The following is a 21,223-nucleotide window of genomic DNA, read 5'->3' on the forward strand; positions in this document are numbered from 1 at the left end:
TGGGGTTTCGCTATTCCCCTTCATGAGCATCCTCGCATGTCTCATCGGCATCCTGACGCTGCTGATCAGCGTGACGATGCAGGTGAAGAACATGGACCGGAAGGGACAGACGGAGGAGGAGCGGGCGCGGGCGGTGGAGAACCGGGATCTGAAGCGTGAGGCGAAGGAGCTCGAGGAGCAAATCAAGAAGCTGGAGGAGCAGATCAAGCGGGAGCGGTCGACGGTGGCGGAGCTCGAGAAACTCAAGGACCGTCAGGTCGTGCTGAAGGAAGAGCTAGCTGATCTGCGGAAGGCGGAGGATGAAACAAAGTCGGATGCGGAGCTGCAGAAGATCGCGGAGAACCTGAGGAAGGAGATCGTGGCCCTGAAAAAGGAACGTCCGCCGCTCAACAAGCAGCTCGAGGATCTGCGCAAGCAGCTGAAGGAGCGCAAGGAGGCACCCGAGCCACCGAAGTCGGTCCAGGTGCAGCCGGGGGGGGTGGGTTTGAACAAGGCGCGGAACATCTTCTTCGTGGAAGCGAACTCGACGGGCATCGTGCTGATGGAGGATGGCAAGGAGGGGAAACGGATTTCCAAAGGGGCGATCCCGAGCAACGGTGACTACAAGCGATTCCTCGAAAACGTGAAGAAGACGCGGGATTCGATGGTCCTCTTCCTGATCCGGCGAAGCGGCAACGAGTCGTATCTCTGGGCGGCCTCGGAAGCGGAGAACAAGTTCAATCTGACCACGGGCAAGTTGCCGATCCCGAACGACGGCAAGATCGACCTATCCCTTTTCGACTGAGTTCATGGCACGCAAGCGATCATCGGATGAAGCCGGAGTGAGTCTCGACTCACTCATGGATGCGCTGACCAATGTGGTCGCGGTGCTGATCCTGGTGCTGATCCTGGTGCAGGCGGACGTGACCCAGAAGGTCGAGGAATTCCTCGACAACCTGAAGCCGGCGACGCCCGAGGAGGTGCAGCAATCGAAGGAGCAGTTGGCGAAGGTCCGCGAGGAGCTCGAACGGAAGCAGGCGCTTCTCCAACAGGAGGCGCCGACGCCGGCGGCGATCGAGGAGGAGAAGCGGTCGATCGCCCTGTTGGAAAAGGAGCTGAAGGACAACAGCGAACTGCTGGCGGATCTGGATGAGCTCAAGAGGCTGGAGAGGAAACTGCGATTGGAGCGCGATGTGGAACAGGAGAAGACGTCGAAGATCGAAGAGGAGATCGCGCGCCTGCTCGCCCAGCTCGATGCGACGCCGGAGAAGGTGGCGAAGCCGGACATTGTGACCATTCCCAGCAGTCGGCCGATCCCGGCGACGGCGAAGATCTACTACGCGATCGTCCAACGGGGCCGGGTGCATCTGATTGATCCGTTCACGCCTGTCGAATTGTTTGAGGACGAGTTCCGGCAGGAGAAGCGGCACTGGCTGCTGGAGCGTGTGAAGCGTCAGGGTGCCGATCGGTACATCTACGACGGCCGGAAGATCGAGGCCCACTTCAAGGACTTCGATTTCAAGAACCGCCGGAACCAGCGGGTGACGTTGGTGGCGCCGCCGACCGGCACGCGGATGCGGATCGAAATTCGCCCCGATCTGAAAGAGGGGGGGACAACGACCGAGCAACTCGCCGAGCCCAACTCGCAGTTTGCCGCCAGTGTGAAGGCGCTATCGAGGATCCGTGGCGCGGTGCTCATGTTCTGGGTGCACCCGGATTCCTTCCCGACCTACCTCAAGGCCCGCCCGCTGGCCGATGCGGTGAATCTCCCGGCAGGTTGGGAGATCCGTTTCAACCAGATGTATGCGGTGACGCTGAGTGATGTGGAGATCCGCCGGCAGAAGGAACCTCCACCCGCCAAGCCGGACCCCAATCCGCAACCGAAGCCGCCCCGGCTCGGGCCGAAGCTGGACTGACAGGTGTGGGGGGAAAGAAAAAGACCGGGGAGCTTCCTTGGTCGCCAAACCCTGAAACTCCGCCGGTCCAATCGACCAGGGAGAGCGGATCATCCGCTGGTCTTGAAGAGAAAGTGACGTGATCTCCGGCCGATGGCCATGCCGTGATCGCGTAGCCGTCGGGGGTTTCTGTTAGTCAGGACGCTTCAGGACCCAGCCGACGACATCGGATTGGTAGTCGGTGTAGGTTTTCCATGGGCCGCGGAGCCAGAGTAGGACGGAGTAGCCTTCGCCCGCCACGATGATGGGCCTCAGGTTGGGATGGGTGGATTTCGACGTCAGTGGTTTCCAGGTGATGGTGGAGCGATCATCGTCGGTCCCGACCGTGGCCGAGAAGATCTCGTGGGTGCCGCCGAGGTCCTTGCCGGTGGATGGGTCGACATCGGTCGAGATCACTGCGTGGCTGGGATGGGTGGGATCCAGCGCGATCAGCCCGGTGTAGCTGCTTTCCCGTGGATAGAGGCAGGTGCCGGCGTAGGCGACCTCGCGATCCACCCATGTCTTGCCGTTCCAGTGGGCCATGCGGTAGCGGTGGTCGTCGTTGGTCAGATAAAGCGAGTAACCGATGTGCGGTCGGGAGGACTCATCGACGGCGATCGAGCTGGTCCATGCGCTGCGCTCGGCGCTGAGGGAATGGTCACCTGGTCCCTTGTTGCCACCGCCCTTGAAGATCAGGTCGGCTTCGGATGGGGTGAGGGGGCCATCCTCCAGCGCCTTGATGCGGGTGCCGTCGACACGGAAGAATGCTCCGTCCCGGAAGTCCGCGTAGTAGATGCTGTTGCCGAAGTTCCGTGGGTGGGCGTCGGTGAATGAGATGCCGACCGTGTTTTCATCGCGCTGCACGTAGCGCGGGTAGGGGCGGTTGACGCCATCGACCTCGTCGGAGATGAGGTGGTGGGGGTCACCCCAGGTCTCGCCATGATCGGACGAGCTGATGACGGACGGGTTGAAGCCGATGCCGCGGAAGAAGTTGTAGAGTTTCCCTTCCGACTTCGAGGTGTAGAGGTTCATGTAGGTGACGTTGGCCGCCTTCGGGTAGTCGTGGACGAACTTCTGGGGTTCGCCCCAACTGAGGAAATCATCGGGCGAGGAGATCCGGTAGTGGTGGACGCGGTCTCGGTTGTGCTTGGCATAGACGGCAAGGATGCTGCCGTCGGGACGGGCGTGGAGGGCGGGCACGTTGTGATCGTCCTTTTCGAATCCGGCGTGAAGGACGGTGGTGCCGAGGTCTTTCCCGGCCTCAAGGTCGTAAACGCTCACTTTGACGTCGCCGGTGGTCCCACTCAGGCCGCCGACGATGAGTTTCCCCTGATGGATGATGGCCCGGGGGTCCTGAAACCAGCACCATCCGGCATCTTCCATGAAGGTGGTGGGTTCGCGGGTCGAGGCTTCCGCCTGGGCGGGCTGGACCAAGCAGGTCAGCGCCAGCGCCGCCAGGGAGCCGATGGCTAGAATGGAAGGGCGGGAAGCTTTGGGGTGTCGGGCGCGTGAAAATCGATGGTTGGCCATGGGTGTTTCAGGTTCGCGGAGGATACGGGGTGGGGCGCTCCGGCTTGTCATCCGGCATGGGGTTTCCGGCTCGTGGAAATTCATCGAATTTGTGGACTAGCCGCGATGGGGAAGAGGGATATAGTGGCGTCGTGAACACACTTGCAGCCATTGAATGGTCCTTCATTTTTCTCATCGTAGGACTCATCATCCTTGTCGTCGCGGGCTTGGTCATCGCGATGTTCTTCAAGACCTGGTTGAGGGCAAAGCTGTCCAATGCGCCGGTGTCCTGGGGGAGCTTGATCGGGATGCTTCTGCGGAAGGTTCCGTTTGGACGCATCGTTGATGCGAGGATCACCGCAGTGAAGGCAGGCCTGCCGCTCACCGCCGAGCAGTTGGAAGCCCACTACCTCGCGGGGGGTGATGTGGAGAATGTCGTGCTGGCGCTGGTGGCCGCCGACAAGGCGCGCCTGGAGCTGCCATTCGACCGGGCATGTGCGATCGACCTTGCGGTGAAGGGCACGACCAAGACGGTGCTCGAAGCGGTGCGCACCTCGATCAATCCGAAGGTGATCGAGTGCCCGAACCCGGAAACGTCCGGAGTGAACAAGATCACTGCGGTGGCCAAGGACGGCATTGCGGTGAATGTGCGCGCCCGGGTGACCGTCCGGACCGCTCTCGATTCGTTCATCGGCGGTGCCACGGAAGAGACCGTCATCGCGCGGGTGGGCGAAGGCATCGTGACATCGGTGGGTTCCGCCGAGAGCTACAAGGCGGTCCTTGAGAATCCGGACAGCATTTCCAAGCTGGTGCTCAGCAAGGGCGTCGATTCGTCGACGGCCTTTGAGATCCTTTCGATCGACATCGCCGATGTGGACGTGGCCGACAACGTGGGAGCCCGACTTCAGACCGAACAGGCCGAGGCCGACAAGCGGGTGGCTCAGGCCAAGGCGGAAATGCGTCGGGCCGCGGCGGTCGCTGTGGAGCAGGAGATGTCCGCCCGGACGCAGGAAATGCGTGCGAAGGTGGTGGAGGCGGAAGCCCAGGTGCCTCAGGCGATTGCGGAGGCCTTCCGTGCCGGCAATCTGGGTGTGATGGATTACACCAAGTACAAGAACATCATGGCCGATACCGACATGCGTTCCTCGATCGCCACGGACGAGGACGGCAGCGGTCCCGAGAACCAATCCCTCTGAATGATTCCGCTGCTGGCCAACCTGGACATTCCGGCCGAGGTCATCTCGGTCCTGTTCCTGCTGCTCATCTCGCTCGCGAACTGGATCAAGAACCGGGCGCTGCAGAAGAAGCAGGAAGAGGAGCTCGAGGAGGAGGATCCGATGCGGGAGATCATCTGGCGGCGCCAGATTGGTGAACCGGTCGATGAGGATGTCTTCGAACCGGTCCGGGACCCGGTGCCGCCACCGATGCCCTCCCGTTCGATCCGGGTCGATCCACGACCTCCGGTGGTCACCGTAGCACCTGCTCCGGTGAAGCCGCCAGCGATGAAGGTGCGGCAGGTTTCCGAGAAGGAGGCCGCCCTGGCGACGAAGTTCGAGGATTCGCTGGGTCGGAAGCCGAGAAGACGGACGAGTCATCGATCAGAGGTCGACAAGTTGCTGCGCTCACCGTCGGCCGCGAAGAACGCCATCCTGCTGACCGAGATCCTCGGCCCGCCGCTGGCCCTGAAATCCCCGTCCGAACGATCATCCGCATGATCACGCGTGTCTTACTTCTGTTTCTGTTCAGCCTGTTCGCCCTCCACGCCGAGGAGGTTCCGGAGAAGCGGCTGATGGGGAAATCCGATGAGGTCAGTCTGGCGGACAAGGTGGTGGTGATTCCCATTGGTCAGAAGGACCTGATCAACAAGCAGGCCTTCCGGTTCTGGAACCGGACGATCGACCGGGCGGTGGAGGACAAGGCGAAGGCCATCGTCCTGGAAATCGATACGCCGGGTGGACTGGCCTTCGATACCCGCGACATCGTCACCGATGAGTTTTCCAAGCCCGAACTGCCGCTGATCAGCTGGGTGAAACGGGAAGCCCTCAGCGCGGGGGCTCTGATCGCGTTTTCGACCGACCGGATCTACATGGCCGAGGGAACGAGGATCGGGTCCGCCGGGCTCATCAACGGGACCGGGCAGGAGATCGAGAAGGTGACCCGGGCGAAGCTGGAGAGTGCCTTCGAGGCATCCTTCCGACCGGTGGTGAAGAAGAAGGGGCATCGCCTCGATGTGCTTCAGGCGATGATGTTCGTGGATGAGGACAACGAGCGGACCTTCGGGTCGGTGACGGTCCGCAAGGGTGGCCTGCTCAATCTAACGGCCAGCGAGGCCGTCGAAATCGTGGATGGCAAGCCGCTGCTTGCCGCGGGGATCGCGAACAGCCTGGAGGAGGTGCTGAAGGTGGAGGAGCTGGATGATTTTGAAGTCATCCGTCCCAAGCCGACCGGCTTCGAGTCCTTTGCATGGTGGGTCGCGGCCTTCTCGCCGCTGTTGATTGCGCTTGGCCTGGGCGCGGCCTATCTGGAGCTCAAGGCGCCCGGTTTCGGGGTGTTCGGCTTCGTGTCTCTGGGCATTTTTGCCGTGTTCTTCTTTGGCAACAGCGTGGCGGGGAATCTCGCGGGTTACGAACTGATGGCGGTGTTCCTGTTGGGGGTGGCGCTGGTGCTGCTTGAGATCTTCGTGCTTCCCGGGATGGTCGCGGGGGTGGTGGGCGCTCTGCTCATGATGGGCTCGCTGTGGTTCGCGATGGCGGACAAGGTGGACTTCGAGCGCTTGACCGATGGCGTGGAGGATGCGCCGACGGTGACCGATGTGCTGTTCAAGCCGGGTGCCTATCTGGTGTATGGCATGCTCGGTGGGCTGGGCATTCTCCTGCTCTTCATGCGCTATCTGCCAAGTATACCCCTGTTCCGTGGCCTGGTGGCGGAAGAGGAACTTCCGTCAGGCTCCGGGGACGACGGCCATGTGCCGGAAAGCTACGTTGGTGCCACGGCGGTGGTGGTTTCCGACCTGCGTCCGACCGGGACCATCATGATCGATGGGGTGCGAAAGGATGCGATTTGCGATGTGGGCCTGATCGAGAAGGGCGCTGAAGTGAAGATCGTGAAGGAAGGCATGACGTATCACGTCGAGCCGATCGACTCCGCGCGCTCCTGAGACGGGCTCAGCTGCCCTTGGCGTTCTTCGCCTCCTTGGCAGTCTCGTGGTCGAGGACGCCCCAGACCCGGGGCACCTTGTTGCCCGGTGAGGGAGGCGTGACGAAGAGGATCTGGCGGGCTTCCGGATCGTGCTGCCAGTTGGTGCGGCAGACGGCCTTGCGGTCCTTGCTGCCCTTGAGAATGCAGTCGATGGCGACTGGATAGGCTCCGAAGGAATCGCGGGGTGGCTTGACCACTCCGGTCTTGCCGGGTTTTACGGAGACGACCTTGTCGCCGAACTTTCCGACCATGGTGGCGGAGGACACGTTGTAGATGAGGGTGTCTCCCTTGGGAAAGCGAGCGGTCGAGCCGTCGACGGGCATGATCCGGGCCGGCACGACCGGGTTCTTCGGATCGGGGAAGAAAAGCAGGATGCAGCGGCTCCATGATTCCGGGATGGTCACTGTTGGTGCTCCTTCGGGTGGCGTGGCACCGGCGGCGAGGGCTTCGGGAAGCACGGCGAAGACCAGCTCGCCATTGGGCACCTTGACTTCAGGGGAGAGGCTGCGGCTGGGAAGCTCCAGCTCGAAGGACTTCTTGCCGGAATGAAGGTGGACGGTCTGGGGGGCGTCCTGCGGCGGCTGGATGAACATGGCGCGGATTTCGCGCGCGTGACTCATGCTGGTTGCCGCGAGGAAAAGGAGGGCGGCGCCGAGAGAGGCGTGGAGAGATCGGGTTTTCACGTGATGGGATTGACTTGGGTAGGGTGTCAGACTTCCTCTTGCTTGAGCCAGCGGAAAGAAACCACTTGGAAGCGTCGGCCGAAGCGTTTGTTGACGTCCGAAGTCATCTCGGTCGAGTGGGGTAGGACGGTGGCATCGTCGGCGGAGTCCACGAAGGATGCCTCCCGCTTGACGACCACTTCGCACCACGCCTTGGCGAGGATCTTGTTCGCGTCGTTCGGGTCACGTGCATCGCCGTAGGCGCGGATGGTGAAGGTGTCGTCACGGGCCGAGATGATGGGAGCGATGGGAGTGAGGATGTCTGCCTGACGAATCCAGCCGGGGACCCCGAAAGCGGAGGAACCCAGTGCGGCCTCGGGGAACTTGTAGTCGGCATTTCCCGGAGGAGCGGAGGTGATCTCGACGGATTCCTCCTGGAGCACCCGGTAGGGGTTCTCGCCGGAGGAGCGCTGGGAAAGGTTGTCGAGGGCCTTCTGGATGGTTCCGGCGATCGCGAGATCCTTGTCCGAGGAAACCTGGCGGTTGACGAACTCGGAGAGGGACAGGAATGGGCCCCGCTGGCGGATCTGCTCGACGATCTCTTCCGCCAGTGCGTCGATCTGTTCCTCGGTCAGGGTCCGGTGGCCGGCGAATTCGGCGGCGGCGGAGTAGAGCGGGTTGGATTCGCTGGAGTTGGAGTCCGTTGATCGATCGCCGGCGATGGAAGTTCGCGGGTAGCTGAAGGAGGACGGTGCGCCTTCGTTGGTGTTGCCCTTGCTGTCGAGGTAGGGGACTTCGAGGTCCTTGGCCTGGCGAAGCAGGGCTCTCCATGCATCGAGGGACACCGAGTTGATGTTGAACATGCCTTCGACCTCGAATTTCGACGCGATGGTCTGGAAGGAATACTTGTTGGTATCGCGGTCCTTGGAGGTGGAAGTGGCTTTCTGAACGGCTTCGGTCACGGTGGGCAGGTCGGCGCCGGGTGCCGGGATGTAGAAGCGGTTCGGCAGTGGCTGGGTGCCCTCGAGGTGCTCTTGGTAGACGTTGCTGATGCTGCGGTCGGTCCGGTTGCTGAAATCCCGGTAATCGTTCGCGACCGAGGAGAAGAACCAGTCGTCGAACAGCATATTGTTCAGGAAGTAGGCGTCATCGTTGCACATGCCGTTGTTGTAGTCCGTCTGCACGAAGAGCGAATCCGGAGCGAAAAGCGGATGGGCGGAGCTGTTGCCGATCAGATTGAACTGGAACGGAGGAATCGGGTTGTTGTTCCGGGCATCGAAGTGCTGCAGCTGGGCGAGGCTTTGAAGCGGGCGGGTGGGCAGCTCCGCCATGACGCAGCGGGTCAGGCCATTGCCTGCCTTCACGCCGGAGACGATGTAGCCGCTGTTGGAGGAGGGTTCGAATTGCGGGATGCTTTCGGTATCGTTCCATCCCTGGACTTCCTGGAAGACGAAGTCGTAGGGAGCATTGATCGGGTGGTAGACTCCCGAGCCTGCCATCGAGTTCGCGGCCTCGTTGTTGTCGGCGTAGCCGACCTCCGTGTAGTAGCACAGGGGGTTGGTTTGCAGCATGCCCTTGGAGTAGAGGTGTCGGTGCTGCGGCGCGCGGGAAAGGGGCGTGGCCAGGCGATATCCGAACACGGCGCTGGCGAAGGCGCGGCTGCGGAGGCCTTCGACTTCCCCGAGGGTGGCGGAGATCCTTGTCGTGAGTGGCGGATACAGGGTGTCGACCACGGTGTCGCCACCGAGTTCGGCCGAGGTGTAGGCCATCCGGTGGGCGGTGGAGGCATCCCCGATGCGGATGTTGTAGACGATGCCGATTCCTTCCTTGCCTCCCTCCTTGGTCTTTCCGTTGTAGGTGATGCTGTCGACGGAGATGGTGGCGTCGCTGCCTGCGTAGATCCGGTTTCCCTTGTTGAGCCCGTAGAAGAGGAATCCACCACCCGGCTTGTAACCGGGGGTCAGGACGACATTGCTGGCCTTGGAGTTCTCCTTGGGTTCGTTGTCGCTGAGCCCGAAGATCTGGGTGGCACCGGGGGCGAGGGTGATGCCGGAGTTGATGTTGAGCTTGAAGCGCGTGTAGCCGTCGCCCGCATTGGTGATCTCGGAGAGGGAGGTTTCGCTGTAGAGACGGCGTCCCATCCTGAACCGGAACGCGAGCGGTGCGGTCTCTTGGATGTCGATCCCGAAGTTGCTGATGGTCAGTTCGACGTTGTAGGGATTCCACAGGGTGACCACCGGGGTGATCATCAGGGCTGCCATGTAGCGGCCTTCGAGTGCGGCGGTGTGGTTGGGGTTGTTCGCGGAGTTCGACTGGGCGGAAGACAGCGAGTAGATCCAGTGGATGCGGGCGATCTGGGGAACGCGGCGGACCTGATCCTGAAAGTTGAAGCGCTCTCCGGATTTCAGACCGGCGTAGTTGGAACGCATCGCAGTCCTCGAGGCGCTGGTGGTGGTGAGGCGGGTGTACTGGGTGAGGTAATCGGCCAGGGCGGTCCACGAGCAGATCGGGGGGACCTGCTTCCATCCCGGCTGACCGGGGCTGCTGCGGTAGGTGGCCCATGGGTAGATCAGCGGGTTCGAAGGGTGGGAACTCGACTGGGCCTTGGAGAAGGTTTGTTCTTCGCCGGGGCGCAGGGTGAGGAGTGGCAAGCCTCTGGAGCTGAGACGGCTGTAGCTGTGCGCGAACAGGGACATGTCCCGTCTCCAGCCGGCGTTGGCGGTATTCGTCAGGAGACCCCGGCTGAAGCTGGTGAGATCATGGAAGCGCCGGAGTTCGGCGCTGGAGTTGACACGCTCAAGGGTGGAAACGGATGGGATGGTGCTTTTCCCGTAGAGCTCGTCCACATCGCCGAGGGCGAAGACACTGGCGTCGGGGCGGCCGTTGGAGCGCACCCGCTCCTGCCAGGCCACGGCTCCGCCGGGCTCGTCGTCGCGGTCGACATTGATCATCGACTTGCTGTTGTCCCCGCTGGTGAACCAGGCGATGGCGCCTTCCGATTCGTCGAGAAGGGTGGGTTTGACGCGAATCTGATCGTCGTTCTCGATCACGCTGCCCTCGCCAAGAAGCGTGGTGAAATCCGCACTTGCCGTGCCGCCGGTGGTGACACTGGAGAAGCTGCCTGCATCGGGATCCTCGCCGACGTAGGGTGAGGCGAGGTAGCCGAGGAAGCGGCCGTTGGTGGAGGCTCCCGGCTCATCGCCCGGATTGCCTGAGGTGAGCTTGGTCGAATAGTCCGGTGCCACGGGGCGGCCGGAGGCGTCCCGGTCGGTGCCTTCCCAGCTTCTCCAGACGCCGGTGAGCTTGGCGTTGCTGTCATCGAGCAGGCTGGCATTGGCGGTGACCCGGGTGTCCTGACCGGCCAGGGATTGCAGTTGTCCGATGGCGAGGTTCATGGCGAGACGCGCGTTCTGCCTGGCTTCCATGGCCGCTTCTCCCTGGGTGCTGCTGCGAAGTGAGACGGTGGAGAGTGAGAGAAGCCCGACGGCAAGCAGGGACAAGAGAACCATCAGGCTGATGGTGATGATCAGAGCGAAGCCGCCTTCGTGGCGCGCGGGACCGGTGGGTCTCGTGGATCGGGGTTTCATGGGTTTGTGGGATGATCGAGCTGGCTTGGGTAGGCCAACTCGTGCAATCGGTAACTATTGTAAACCTACTCATACAATGTGTTTACAAATGGAGTCCACGTCACGCTTGGGTTACCAAGTTGAACAAGGGGAAACGGAATCTCAGTCATTTCGAAGGATGCATCGTCAGATTGCTTGCGTGACCCGGGAAGCGGAAGTCGGGACCGAGGGGAAGGATTGGGTCAATTCGGCGGGCACTTGGGATTTGCATTGCCTCGGGTTCCCTTCAGCCTGAGGCCGATGCGCGGGGACACTCGGCAATGGATTGAATCCGACAAATCATGCGCCTGGCATCCGTTCACGCCTCAGGACTCGTGGACCGATCCCTCCCATGAGCCGCTGGTGCTGGTGAAGGGTGAGGGCGTCTGGTTGTGGGATTCGGAAGGGCGCAAGTATCTCGATGGGAATGCATCGATCTGGACGAACATCCACGGTCACGGTCACCCGCATGTGACGGGGGCGATCAAGGCGCAACTCGATGAGGTGGCCCACACGTCCTACCTCGGGTTTGCCAATCCGCGGGCCAGCGAGCTGGCGGAACGTCTGGTGGGCCTGTCGCCGGACGGCCTGGATCGGGTGTTCTTCTCCGACAATGGATCGACGGCCATCGAGGTGGCGATGAAGATGGCCGTGCAGTATCGGCTCCAGACCGGCGAACCGGAGCGCACCGGGTTCGTGGCATTCACGAATGCGTATCACGGCGATACGATGGGTGCGGCTTCGCTCGGCGGGGTGTCCCGTTTTTTCGAGCGCTTCCGTGGTCTCGGGGTGACGGCGGATTTCGTCAGATCGGTGGCGGAGCTGGACGCGCTGGATGCGGACGGCATGGCTGCGGTGGTCATCGAGCCGCTCATCCAGGGAGTGAATGAGATGCGGCCCTGGCCGGCGGGCATGCTGGGTGAATTGCGTGCCTGGTGTGATGCCCGCGGAGTCCATCTGATTCTCGACGAGGTGATGACCGGGTTTGGTCGCACGGGGACGATGTTCGCGTGCGAGCAGGAGTCCGTGGTGCCGGATTTCCTCTGCCTCGCCAAGGGGCTGACGGCGGGGTATGTGCCGATGGCGGCAACGCTGACGCGCGAGGAGATCTACGACGCCTTCCGGGGAGGTCCGGAGAACGCATTCTACTATGGGCATAGTTTTACGGCCAACCCCGTCGGCTGCGCGGCGGCGCTGGCCAACCTCGAGCTGTTCGAGCGCGACGAGGTCCTGAGTGGGCTTCCAGCAAAGATCACGCACCTGAAGAACTCGCTTGCGGCGCATTTTTCCGGCAACCCGTGGGTGCATGAGGTCCGGCAGTGCGGGATGATTGCCGGGATCGAGCTGCGCCACCCGGATGGGGTCGGCTTTTCCCCGGACGAACGGGTCGGGGAGCGGGTGTCGATCGCGGCCCGGGGACACGGAATGCTCTCCCGCCCGATTCGGGACACGCTGGTCTTCCTCCCACCGCTGTCGATTGCCCTCGAGGAGATCGAGTGGGGTCTTGAGGCATTTTCCAAGGCGATCGGAGAGGTTCTTGGGTGACGGGGTCGCTCCGGCTATAAAATCGCGCGGTTCCTCTACTTGATGGATTTCCGCGAAGTTCGTAGACCCTGAAGCATGAGCTCTCCCTCTCCGATGCCGCCCATGCCTGAATCTGCTGCGACTTCCAAGAAAGGCCTGCACCCGATGGCTTGGGTGGGGATCGGTTGTGGCGGTTTGCTGGTGGTCGCGATCCTTGCCGTGGCGCTACTCATCGGCTGGGGGAAGCGGAAGTTCAAGGAGGTGCAGCACGAACTCGCAACGACGGCACAGGAGTCGGCTGCGGAGATGCTGATCGAGATGAATTCTGAGCTCGAGATGCTTTCGGAGGATCCGGAAACCGGCGAGATCACCGTGCTGGTGGAGGGAACGGGAGAACAACTGACCTTTTCACCTGAGGAGCTGACCGAGGGCCGGGTGACCTTCAAGGGTCCTGACGGGATGAGCACGACGCTCGGGCAGGGCGACTTGGCGGACGTGCCGGCGTGGGTGCCCCGATATGCGGGCGCCACCGATGAGAAGGCGCTGTTCCATCGCGAGAAGGGCGCATCGATCAAGGGATTGCTATCGTACAGCAGCACGGATGCGGTGCAGGATCTCGAGGATTTCTATGACACTGAGTTGGGTTCATTCTCGAGTTCGGGGAGTTCGACCTTCACGATTGGCGATGTGGAGCAACGGACACTGAGCTATCGCGAGGCGAAGAAGGAGGTGGAGGTGGTGCTCGTGAAGGGCGGCGCTGGCAAACCGGTGGAAGCGACGGTGACCTATCGTCTCGATTGGCCCGAGGGTGTGGAACCCGGTGAATGACAGAATGAAAGCGAGTTGGATTCCCGTTGGGCTGTGCGCCTTCGGTGTGGGGTTTGCAGTGGCCTGGGCGGTCAAGCCGACGGCTGATGGCGGGCCGGGGGGCGACGGGACGGAAGTCGTTCCCGAGCGCAATCGTCAGAGCCTCTCCTCAAGAGCCCCGAGTCGTCCGCAGAAGGACTATGAGCCGCTCTTCGAGCGGATGCGTGAGAATCGGTATGACTCGGAGGGACTGGAGAAGGATTTGGATGAACTCAGCTTGTCGGAGATCCCGGAGTTCCTCGCTGCTCTCTCGGCGAAGGCGGGACTTGGAGGGCTGAGCTGGGAAGACGAGGACTTGTTGGAAAAGACCCTCAAGCGCTGGTATCAACAGAATCCGGAAGGGGCGATTGCTTGGGTGATGGCCTTGGAGAGTGAAGAGGATCGGCGGGAGCTGCTCATTGATTTCGTGAATCTGGAGGCCGAGGAGGACCTCGACGGGGCGTTGGCGCTGCTCGATGGATTCAATCAGCAGGTGGAGGGGAGAATGAGCATTCCTTCCTCGTTGATCCAGAAGGGAGCGGATCGTGATGTGGAAACCATGCTGCGTGTCTGCGCCGCGGGGCTGGGCGAGAGCGATGGCTCGAGTGGGAGTGGTCTGAAATACGCCACGGATTTTGATTTCGAGGCTGCGCTGAATGGTCTGGTGGAGTTGGAGGAGAATGCGGGAGAAGGCCGGAGTCTGTCTTCCTTGCCGTCGAACCTGCTTTCCGAGTGGGCGAAGCGTGACCCGCAGGCCGCCTTTGACTGGGTGCAGTTGGGCAAGGAGCTGAGTTTCAATTCGGGCCTCGATGAGTTCATCGATGGATACGCCGAGATCGCCAGCGACGAGGAGATCGGGTCATTCGTGGCCGAATTGTTCGACCCCTCGATGGATGAGCGGAAGCGCTACGATCAGGCCTGGGACGCCCTGAGCGAGGTGGCCGACGAGGACGCGGTGAGGCAGTTTCTAACCGACGTGGCGCCCCATGGTGGGGAGTCGGTGCATATCGAGGGTCTGCTGAAACGGTCGATGAGTACCTCGGGGGGAGGCTACGACACGACCCGGGCCATCCTGCTGAACATGATGGACAGCCAGAGCCGCTACGAGCTCTTCACTGCCGGTGGGGAGAAGAACCCCTTCCATCGCAGCTTCGTGCGGGACGATCTGGTCCCTGTGCTGCAGCGGCTCGGGCACACGCCGGCCGAGATCAGTGAGATGCTTCCTGCCAAGGACGGGGAGTGAACGACTATTTCTTGAGTCGTTCGTGGCACCACGCGAGGGCGGTCAGCGAGTAGCCGGTGCCGTACGGCTGGTGGTAGTCGTAGAGTGGATAGTCCCACCAGGAGCCGTCCTTTTCCTGACGATGGAGGAGCAGGGCGGCGAGTTGTTCTGCGTGGTGCTCCTGCCGCTCGCGGGGGAGGAAGCTGACGGATTCGGCGAAGTAGTAGATGCCGTAGTAGTAGAAGTAACCCGAGATGGAGAAGTGGGTTTCGTGGGGGATCGGCCGTTTCCGGCCGATGCTGAGGAAACCCTCGCGTGCGACGAAGCGGTCCGCCCAGGTTTCGATCACCTCGTTGGTCACGGCCTCGTCTCCGAAGGCGCGAAGGGCGGCGTTGCATGCCTGGCTGCGCGCGAGTGATCCCGCCGGCCGGTTGATGGCGACCCGGGGGTGCATGCGGTGGCTGTGCGAGTAGGTGTAGGCGAAGTCGGGTGTGCGCTGCCGGACGATGCTGTCGATCGAATGCTGGATGAGCTTGTCGTCGAGCTTCACGCCCATTTCATCCCGGGCCTCCTGCATGGCGAGAAGGACGGTGGCGGTGGTGAACGAAGTGGGGGTGCCGGATGGCTTGCGGGTGGTGAGACCGTCGAACAGGTCGAGGTATCCCCAGCCTCCGTCGATTTCCTCGTAGCGGTTCAGGAGGTCGACCTGGCCTTGGGCAAGGGTACGCCATTTCGATTTCTCGGCATCGTCCTTGGCGAAGCGATGGAGTGCGGTCAGGCATCGGAGTCCGTAGGCGTGGCCCCAGACATTGTAGGTCGTGGTCTGGTCGGCCCGGCGGAGGTTGGGAAGGTGCTCCTCCATCCATGCGGCTCCTTTTTCGACGGCAGCGAGCGTCTCGGGTCGGCGGTCTCCACTGTCGATGATGCCCGCCAGGGCGAGTCCCGAGCTGGCTGCGCGGAAGGCGTGGTGGGCGCCGGGGACAGGGGCGTAGATATTGAGCCGCTTGGTGCGTGTCGGCCCACCCCACGAGCCATTCTTGTTCTGTGTTTCGATGAGGAAATCGACGCCACGGGTCAGCGACGAGGCGATGGCCTCGGGGGTGACTTCGACGTCCGGTTTCTCCTGGCCGGGGAGGGCTGCCGAGCTGGCGAGGAGGAGGCTGGTGAGCAGGGCACGCATCACTCTCCGGGGGTGACGACGACCTGCCCTGGTTCGAGGCCGGAGAGGATTTCCGTCGACTTGTTGCTGACTCGGCCGCGGGTCACGGTGCGGCGCTCGGTTTTACCGTCCGCGAGTTTCACTTCGACGGTCCATGCGCCGTCGGCTCCGAGCTGGAGTGCGTTGGTGGGCACCTGAAGGGCGTCGGCCTTTTCATAGGCGACGACGCTGCACTTGATGGGGCTGGTCCAAAGGGCGGGAAGGTCGGCCGGCCACTCGGTGGTCAGGGTGACCGAATGCATGGACTCGATGCTCGGCTGGGCTGAGATCGTGCCGATTTTGCCGGACAGTTGGATGCTTTCGTGGCCTGGGATGGTGAGCGAAACGGCAGCTTCCGGAGCCAGCGTGCGTGCCACAGCGGGGCTCACCCATGCGGTCAGGCTCGGGGCGGCCCCGGCGGGAACGAGGGCGGCGATGGAGCGTTCGAGTGGCACCGAGGCGCCGACTTTGAGGACCTTGGCGAGGTCGCCGAGCTGCCAGCGTCCGTCTTCCAGCGAGCCGTGGACGAACAGGCCGTCGGCCGGGGCATTCCAGGTCAACAGGGCGCCATCCTTCTTGAGTCGTTCGAGCTCTAGCTTCTGCCGCTTCAGTCCTTCGCGGGCGCCTTCCAGTTCGAGTTCGGCGGTCTGCACCGATCGGGGCAGGTTCTTTTCCGCCTTGGCCAGGGCGATGGCGGCTTCGGCGGCGGCTTTCTTCAGTTGCTCGTGCTCACGTGGCAGGCCGAAGGTCCGCTTGGAGTCGATCGCCCGTTTTACCCGGGCGAGGGAGAACTCGGCGGAAGCGACGGAGAACTGCTGTCGCTCAAGGATGATTTCCTCGGTTTCCTCGGTCAGGTCGTCCGCGTCATACATCTGCTTGAGCTGCTTGAGCTCTTCCTTGGCGGCGGCCAGCCGGAATTCCGACTCCTTGAGGTCCTGAACCAGACCTTGCTCGGCGGCGGGACGGCCGATCTTCACGAAGTAGTCGAGGTTCTCGTCGGCCACCTGCTTGGCCTGCTGGGCGGCGGCGAGCTGGAGGGCGACTTCTTCCTTGAGTTTGGCAAAGTTGAGTTCCTGGGTGGCCAGTGCGAGTTCAGCGGCGGCGATGGCCCGGGTCTGGTCGATGAGCTTGCGATCGTAGGCTTCCCGTTCGAAGGCGATTAGCACGTCGCCCTTCTTCACGCTGCTGCCGTGGTCGGCGATGGACTCGATGGTGTAGGTCTTCCAGCTCTCGGGTCGGAGGGTGAGACCTGGGGCCTCGGCGGGGAGCACGGCCGCATCGAAGCTGTGTTGGATGCGGAAGGGCTCGGGTTTGACGGTCAGGTCACCGGCGCAGAGGGGTGTCGCGAGGAGCAGGGAAAGGTATCGCATGTCTGGGTGGAAGGAGCGGAGTTAGGAGACGTATTTGCCTTTCTGACCCAGCCAGAGGAAATGTTTTTTCGGACGTTTGGCATTCGGGACGGCGTCGATCTCGTGTCGCATCGGCGTAAGTCCGCAGCGCTCAAGCTTTTTCTCGATTCCGGGGAGTGGGGATGCCGAGGCGATGGCGACGAGTCCGCCGGTCTGCAGGGCGTCGTAGGCGGCGGTGAGCCAGCGCGGGTTGTCGAACAGCAGTTGGCTGCGCTGCAGCACCGGGGCGGTGTCGGCATGGACAAGGATGGCGTGCAGCGTGTTCGGGAAGGCGAGCAGTCCGTCGGGTCCGGCATCCTGTTGGATGACGACGGCATCGTCGTCGAGGAAATCGGTGTCCGGCAGGTGTTTCCGCAGCCAGATGGGCAGTTCGGCACATGGCTCGGCCACGATGAAGGTGGCGCGTTTCTGTAGCAGGGTCTTGCGGAGCCCCTTCAGCACCGAGCCGGTTCCCAATCCGGCGATCCAGACCTTCGGCTGGCGGGCGGGTCGGAAGGGTGCGCTGGCCAAGGCTCCCATTTCGGACTCGCTGACCCGGGTGGTCGGGCCGGCGGTCTGGATGCCGTCGACGGTCAGGTAGTGTCGCCCGTCATGTTCGTGGAGGACGATGACCGAGCCGTCGGGCAAGGTGGCTTGTTCTAGAATGACCCTTGGCTTCATGGTTTCTTGCGGTGCGCGGCAGGACTTAGTAGATATGCGCTGACATGTCCAACGAACCTGACACTCCCACACCTGAGTCTCCGACACCTGCGCCTCAAGATCCACCGACCCCATCGCCACAAGGGACGAAGAGCGAAAAGAAGCTCATCGCCGGCATTTTTGCCATCCTCCTGGGAGGACTTGGCGTGCACAAATTTTATCTCGGCTACACGAAGGAGGGGGTGATCCAGCTCCTTCTGGGTCTCGCTTGTGGTATTGGTTCGGTGATCGGTCTGATTGAGGGGATCCTCTACCTGACCAAGACCGATGAGGAGTTTGATGCCACTTATGTGAAGGGTCAGAAGCCCTGGTTCTGATCGACGGGCGGTCGATTCCGTTCATTTTGCACGAAAAACCCCGGCCGAGAGGCCGGGGTTTTCAGTGATTGGAATTGGTTTTTTGGTGCGTGGATCCGAAGGGCGAATCCCCGCAACTCACTTACAGAGAGCCTTTAAGGCTGGCCGATGCCTTGAAGCCGACGGACTTGGAGGCAGCGATCTGCATTTGCTCGCCGGTCTTCGGGTTGCGGCCCATACGCGCGGCGCGGTGTTTGACTTCAAAGGTGCCGAATCCGATGATCTGGACCTTGCCGTCACCCTGAATACCGGAGGTGATGGACCCAAGGACGGCGGCAACGGCATCTTCGGCGGAACGCTTGGTGGCGTCTTTTCCGAGGGCGTTCTGGACGGCTTCAACAAGTTCAGCTTTGTTCATGGCGACAACCGTAATGCGCCGGTTTGTGTAATTTGGCAAGCTAAAATAAACCTGCGTCGGGGCTTGGAATTCCTTTGCCAACAGGGGTTTCGGCCGCTAACGGGTAGATGATGACGGTGTGAATTACTGCGTTCGTAGTAGGTAAGCACGGGTTCATGTCGGTGATGAACGAAGTCCTTCCAGATGATCCGCGGGTCCGCCGGGCAGCCTCGACGGTCCTGGGGGTGTGGGAGGCGATCGACCGGGAGGTGCCGATCGAGGAATCCTTCGAGCGGGTCGATGTGGCGGAGTCCCGGGGGTATTTCCTCCCGGATGAGGATGAGAGGGTGAGGTTGCGATATGCACAGTATCTGGCCGAGCGGGCGGCCCTCCTTTCGGCACTGCAGGGGATGGAGGCGGTCTGCGGGTCCTCGGGGGAGGCCTGGGGTGGCCGCAGGCCGGCGTTTTTGGTCGCTTTGGCGGCATCCACGCTGCTGGTCCGGCGGACCCGTGAGCTTCTTGCCATTGCCGGGCGGTCGCGCCTGCTGCGCAAGAAGCTCGATGAGGCGGATGCGATCCATGGGCTGCCGCGGAAGACCTTCACCCAGCTGTATCGGGCGACGACGTCGATCCGCCGGCTGACGCGGCTGCGGGATGCGCTGGATTTCTACCTGGAGACCCGCCTGGAATTCGCGGATCAGGCCGGAGTGCCTCCCTTTGATGAGTTGATTCCCCGGCTGGAGGCGGAGGTGGAGCGGGCGAGGAACGACGGGGTCGGCGTGCGCCGGCGGCTGCGCTACCGTTGGTTTTCGTTCCGCAGGCGGCACCATTCGGCGTGGAAGCACTCGGTGTTCCGCCTGTTCCGGTGGTCGGGCAGTCTGATCGCCGATCTGAAGCAACCGGGGGTGAAGCCCAGCGGCGCACCGAAACGGGTGACTCCGGCGCTGCGCGAGGAGTTGGTGGCTCTGGCGCGGCCGGGGGATGTGTTCTTCACCCGGCACGACGATGCCATGAGCAACCTGTTCCTGCCGGGTTTCTGGCCGCACGGGGCGCTGTTTTTCGGCGATGAAGCCGAGCGGGGACGGCTCGGGTTGGCATTGGCGCCCGGGCTGGCGCGGCTGGCGGCGGATCCGGTGAGATTTCTCGAGGCGAAGAAGGACGGGGTGCGTTTCCGGCACGCGGAGGAGACCTTGGAGGTGGATTGTGCGGTGATCCTGAGGCCTCCGGTGAACGACGAGATCAAGGTGGAAGCGCTGAAGCGGGCTTCGGGGCATGCGGGGAAGCTTTACGATTTCGTGTTCGATTTCCGCTCGAGCGACCGACTTGCCTGCACCGAGGTGATTTACCGGGGTTACCACGGCCTGGGCGGGTTGGGTTTCGAGCTGCTGCCGACGGGTGGGCGGCTGTGCTTGCCGGCCGAGGCCCTGATTCATCAGGCGCTGGAGCAGGGGTTTCAGGTGGTGGCGACCTGTGGTGTCGGCAAAGGCGGGCTGCTGAAGGGGAGGGCCGCGGAGATGGCGCTGCACTCGACGCGCTGTGGGATCTGAGCTGGCGATGCGGATTGGTGGAGGAGGGGCGGGAATTGGTTGAAAGTCAGTCTGGTGGGAAGGATCGGGCGCATCCGGCTGAGTCGTTTCATGCTTGGGATTGGTGTCCCGACTGGGCGTATTTTGCTCAAGCACTTCAGTGTGGTTAACCACTGGAGAACCAAGGATTTGCCGAGCTTGTGAAAATTTTCACAAAAGGCTCTTGCTCCTGTTGGAATCCGTCTGCTAAACGCCCCCCGCGCTGCCGCAGGTGGCACTCTTTTTCCATGTTCCGCAGGACGACAATCACGACGACTCTTGCTGCCCTCGGCAGTATCGGAACGGCCGCGGCTGCGGGCGACGGTGAGCATCATGCCCTGCCGTTGTATGCGCCGAAGCTCAGCGAGTTCCTGCCCATCAGCAACTCCACCATCGCCGTCTGGATCGCAGTGGGCCTGATCGTCCTCTTCTGCAAGGCGGCGACCAAGGAGATGAAGCTCATCCCGACGGGTCTCCAGAATTTCGCCGAGTGGATGATCGAGACTCTTTACGATTTCCTCGAGGGTCTCCTCGGCAAGCACCTGACTTCGCGCACCTTCTGGTTCTTCGGATCGATCTTCTTTTTCATCCTCACGACCAACTACCTCGGTCTGCTCCCCGGAGTGGGCACGATCGGCTGGAACAAGGTGGACGCCGAAGGGCACGCCGAGTTCATCCCATTGCTCCGTGGTGGTAATGCCGACCTCAACATGACGTCGGCCATGGCCTTCACCTTCGCGATCCTCTGGTTCTACTGGGCGATCACGGAGAACGGCATGAAGAACTTCCTTGCCCACATCTTCGCGCCGAAGGGTGACTTCAAGGGTGGTCTTCTGTTGGCGATGATCCCGGTCTTCCTTTTCGTCGGCGTGCTGGAGGTGATTTCCATCCTGATTCGCCCGGTGGCCCTGAAGTTCCGTCTCTTCGGTAACATCTACGGCGGTGAGCAAACCCTGGAGTCGCTGATGACGCTGGCACCCAAGTGGCTCGCGTTCCTGCCGGCCCTTCCCTTCTATTTTGTCGAGTTGCTGGTCGGTTTCGTCCAGGCCCTCGTTTTCACTCTGTTGTGCGCCATCTTCCTCAAGCTGATCTGTGATCACGGCGACGAAGCGCATCACTAAAACCTTTCGTTGGTCTGACCATGGCAAAGACTGTGGGGGCCGCGGAAAACAACACTAAT

18 protein-coding genes are annotated in these 21,223 nt (G+C 62.2%); 11 read left to right on the forward strand and 7 right to left on the reverse strand.

Annotation, left to right across the window (positions count from 1 at the left end; genetic code table 11):
• Nucleotides 1-22: 22 nt before the first annotated feature.
• Nucleotides 23-784, forward strand: coding sequence for a hypothetical protein (locus JIN81_RS12735; RefSeq protein WP_200280166.1), 762 nt, complete (start codon nucleotides 23-25; stop codon nucleotides 782-784).
• 4 nt (nucleotides 785-788) lie between these two features.
• On the forward strand, nucleotides 789-1,895 hold the full coding sequence (locus JIN81_RS12740) for a hypothetical protein (protein ID WP_200280169.1): 1,107 nt from the start codon (nucleotides 789-791) through the stop codon (nucleotides 1,893-1,895).
• Nucleotides 1,896-2,066: 171 nt separating this feature from the next.
• On the opposite strand, the gene JIN81_RS12745 is transcribed toward JIN81_RS12740, so the two are convergent.
• Nucleotides 2,067-3,443, reverse strand: coding sequence for a BNR-4 repeat-containing protein (locus JIN81_RS12745; protein WP_200280171.1), 1,377 nt, complete (start codon nucleotides 3,441-3,443; stop codon nucleotides 2,067-2,069).
• Between the two features lie 131 nt (nucleotides 3,444-3,574).
• On the opposite strand from JIN81_RS12745, the gene floA reads away from it, so the two are divergent.
• Genes floA through JIN81_RS12760 form a run of 3 tightly spaced genes read left to right on the forward strand, consistent with a single transcriptional unit; the run spans nucleotide 3,575 to nucleotide 6,579 of the window.
• Nucleotides 3,575-4,618: a flotillin-like protein FloA gene (gene floA, locus JIN81_RS12750; RefSeq protein WP_325100886.1), complete on the forward strand. Its 1,044-nt coding sequence runs from the start codon at nucleotides 3,575-3,577 to the stop codon at nucleotides 4,616-4,618.
• Nucleotides 4,619-5,137, forward strand: coding sequence for a hypothetical protein (locus tag JIN81_RS12755; protein WP_200280174.1), 519 nt, complete (start codon nucleotides 4,619-4,621; stop codon nucleotides 5,135-5,137).
• Nucleotides 5,134-6,579 carry an NfeD family protein gene (locus JIN81_RS12760; RefSeq protein WP_200280177.1) on the forward strand — a complete coding sequence of 482 codons (1,446 nt, stop codon included), beginning with the start codon at nucleotides 5,134-5,136 and terminating at the stop codon, nucleotides 6,577-6,579. The genes JIN81_RS12755 and JIN81_RS12760 overlap by 4 nt, the downstream gene beginning before the upstream one ends.
• Nucleotides 6,580-6,586: 7 nt before the next feature.
• Here JIN81_RS12760 and JIN81_RS12765 read toward each other — a convergent pair whose 3' ends face one another.
• Together JIN81_RS12765 and JIN81_RS12770 are read right to left on the reverse strand one after the other, a co-directional pair.
• Complete coding sequence (locus JIN81_RS12765; RefSeq protein WP_200280180.1) at nucleotides 6,587-7,303, reverse strand: hypothetical protein; 717 nt, start codon at nucleotides 7,301-7,303, stop codon at nucleotides 6,587-6,589.
• Between the two features lie 26 nt (nucleotides 7,304-7,329).
• Complete coding sequence (locus JIN81_RS12770; protein WP_200280183.1) at nucleotides 7,330-10,869, reverse strand: hypothetical protein; 3,540 nt, start codon at nucleotides 10,867-10,869, stop codon at nucleotides 7,330-7,332.
• Between the two features lie 279 nt (nucleotides 10,870-11,148).
• Between JIN81_RS12770 and bioA the strand changes: the two genes are divergently transcribed.
• The 3 genes from bioA to JIN81_RS12785 all read left to right on the forward strand — a co-directional run bounded on the left by bioA (nucleotide 11,149) and on the right by JIN81_RS12785 (nucleotide 14,500).
• Entirely contained in the window at nucleotides 11,149-12,432 is a 1,284-nt protein-coding gene (gene bioA, locus JIN81_RS12775) for an adenosylmethionine--8-amino-7-oxononanoate transaminase (protein ID WP_200280186.1), read from the forward strand.
• Nucleotides 12,433-12,534: 102 nt separating this feature from the next.
• Entirely contained in the window at nucleotides 12,535-13,239 is a 705-nt protein-coding gene (locus JIN81_RS12780) for a hypothetical protein (RefSeq protein WP_234044857.1), read from the forward strand.
• 4 nt (nucleotides 13,240-13,243) lie between these two features.
• Nucleotides 13,244-14,500 (forward strand): hypothetical protein, encoded by a 1,257-nt coding sequence (locus JIN81_RS12785; protein WP_200280193.1) that lies wholly within the window; start codon nucleotides 13,244-13,246, stop codon nucleotides 14,498-14,500.
• Nucleotides 14,501-14,504: 4 nt separating this feature from the next.
• Here JIN81_RS12785 and JIN81_RS12790 read toward each other — a convergent pair whose 3' ends face one another.
• The 3 genes from JIN81_RS12790 to JIN81_RS12800 are packed head-to-tail and all read right to left on the reverse strand — an operon-like array spanning nucleotide 14,505 to nucleotide 17,746.
• A complete protein-coding gene (locus JIN81_RS12790) occupies nucleotides 14,505-15,659 on the reverse strand; it encodes a prenyltransferase/squalene oxidase repeat-containing protein (RefSeq protein ID WP_200280196.1) in 1,155 nt (384 codons plus the stop codon).
• Entirely contained in the window at nucleotides 15,659-17,047 is a 1,389-nt protein-coding gene (locus JIN81_RS12795) for a permuted SH3 domain-containing protein (protein WP_200280199.1), read from the reverse strand. The genes JIN81_RS12790 and JIN81_RS12795 overlap by 1 nt, the downstream gene beginning before the upstream one ends.
• A gap of 21 nt (nucleotides 17,048-17,068) precedes the next feature.
• The gene (locus tag JIN81_RS12800; RefSeq protein ID WP_200280202.1) at nucleotides 17,069-17,746 is read right to left on the reverse strand and encodes a hypothetical protein; all 678 of its coding nucleotides are present in this window, start codon (nucleotides 17,744-17,746) and stop codon (nucleotides 17,069-17,071) included.
• A 44-nt stretch (nucleotides 17,747-17,790) separates the two neighbouring features.
• On the opposite strand from JIN81_RS12800, the gene JIN81_RS12805 reads away from it, so the two are divergent.
• Entirely contained in the window at nucleotides 17,791-18,102 is a 312-nt protein-coding gene (locus tag JIN81_RS12805) for a TM2 domain-containing protein (RefSeq protein ID WP_200280205.1), read from the forward strand.
• A 121-nt stretch (nucleotides 18,103-18,223) separates the two neighbouring features.
• Here the strand turns inward: JIN81_RS12805 and JIN81_RS12810 are convergent, their stop codons facing one another.
• The gene (locus tag JIN81_RS12810) at nucleotides 18,224-18,499 is read right to left on the reverse strand and encodes an HU family DNA-binding protein (protein ID WP_200280208.1); all 276 of its coding nucleotides are present in this window, start codon (nucleotides 18,497-18,499) and stop codon (nucleotides 18,224-18,226) included.
• Between the two features lie 164 nt (nucleotides 18,500-18,663).
• Here JIN81_RS12810 and JIN81_RS12815 point away from each other — a divergent pair, with 164 nt between their 5' ends.
• Nucleotides 18,664-20,025, forward strand: a complete 1,362-nt coding sequence (locus JIN81_RS12815; protein ID WP_234044858.1) for a YiiX/YebB-like N1pC/P60 family cysteine hydrolase — start codon at nucleotides 18,664-18,666, stop codon at nucleotides 20,023-20,025.
• A 266-nt stretch (nucleotides 20,026-20,291) separates the two neighbouring features.
• A complete protein-coding gene (locus tag JIN81_RS12820) occupies nucleotides 20,292-21,164 on the forward strand; it encodes a F0F1 ATP synthase subunit A (RefSeq protein ID WP_200280214.1) in 873 nt (290 codons plus the stop codon).
• Nucleotides 21,165-21,223: the final 59 nt, after the last annotated feature.

The sequence above is a fragment of the Haloferula rosea genome, assembly GCF_016595525.1.
Classification (GTDB): domain Bacteria; phylum Verrucomicrobiota; class Verrucomicrobiia; order Verrucomicrobiales; family Akkermansiaceae; genus Haloferula; species Haloferula rosea.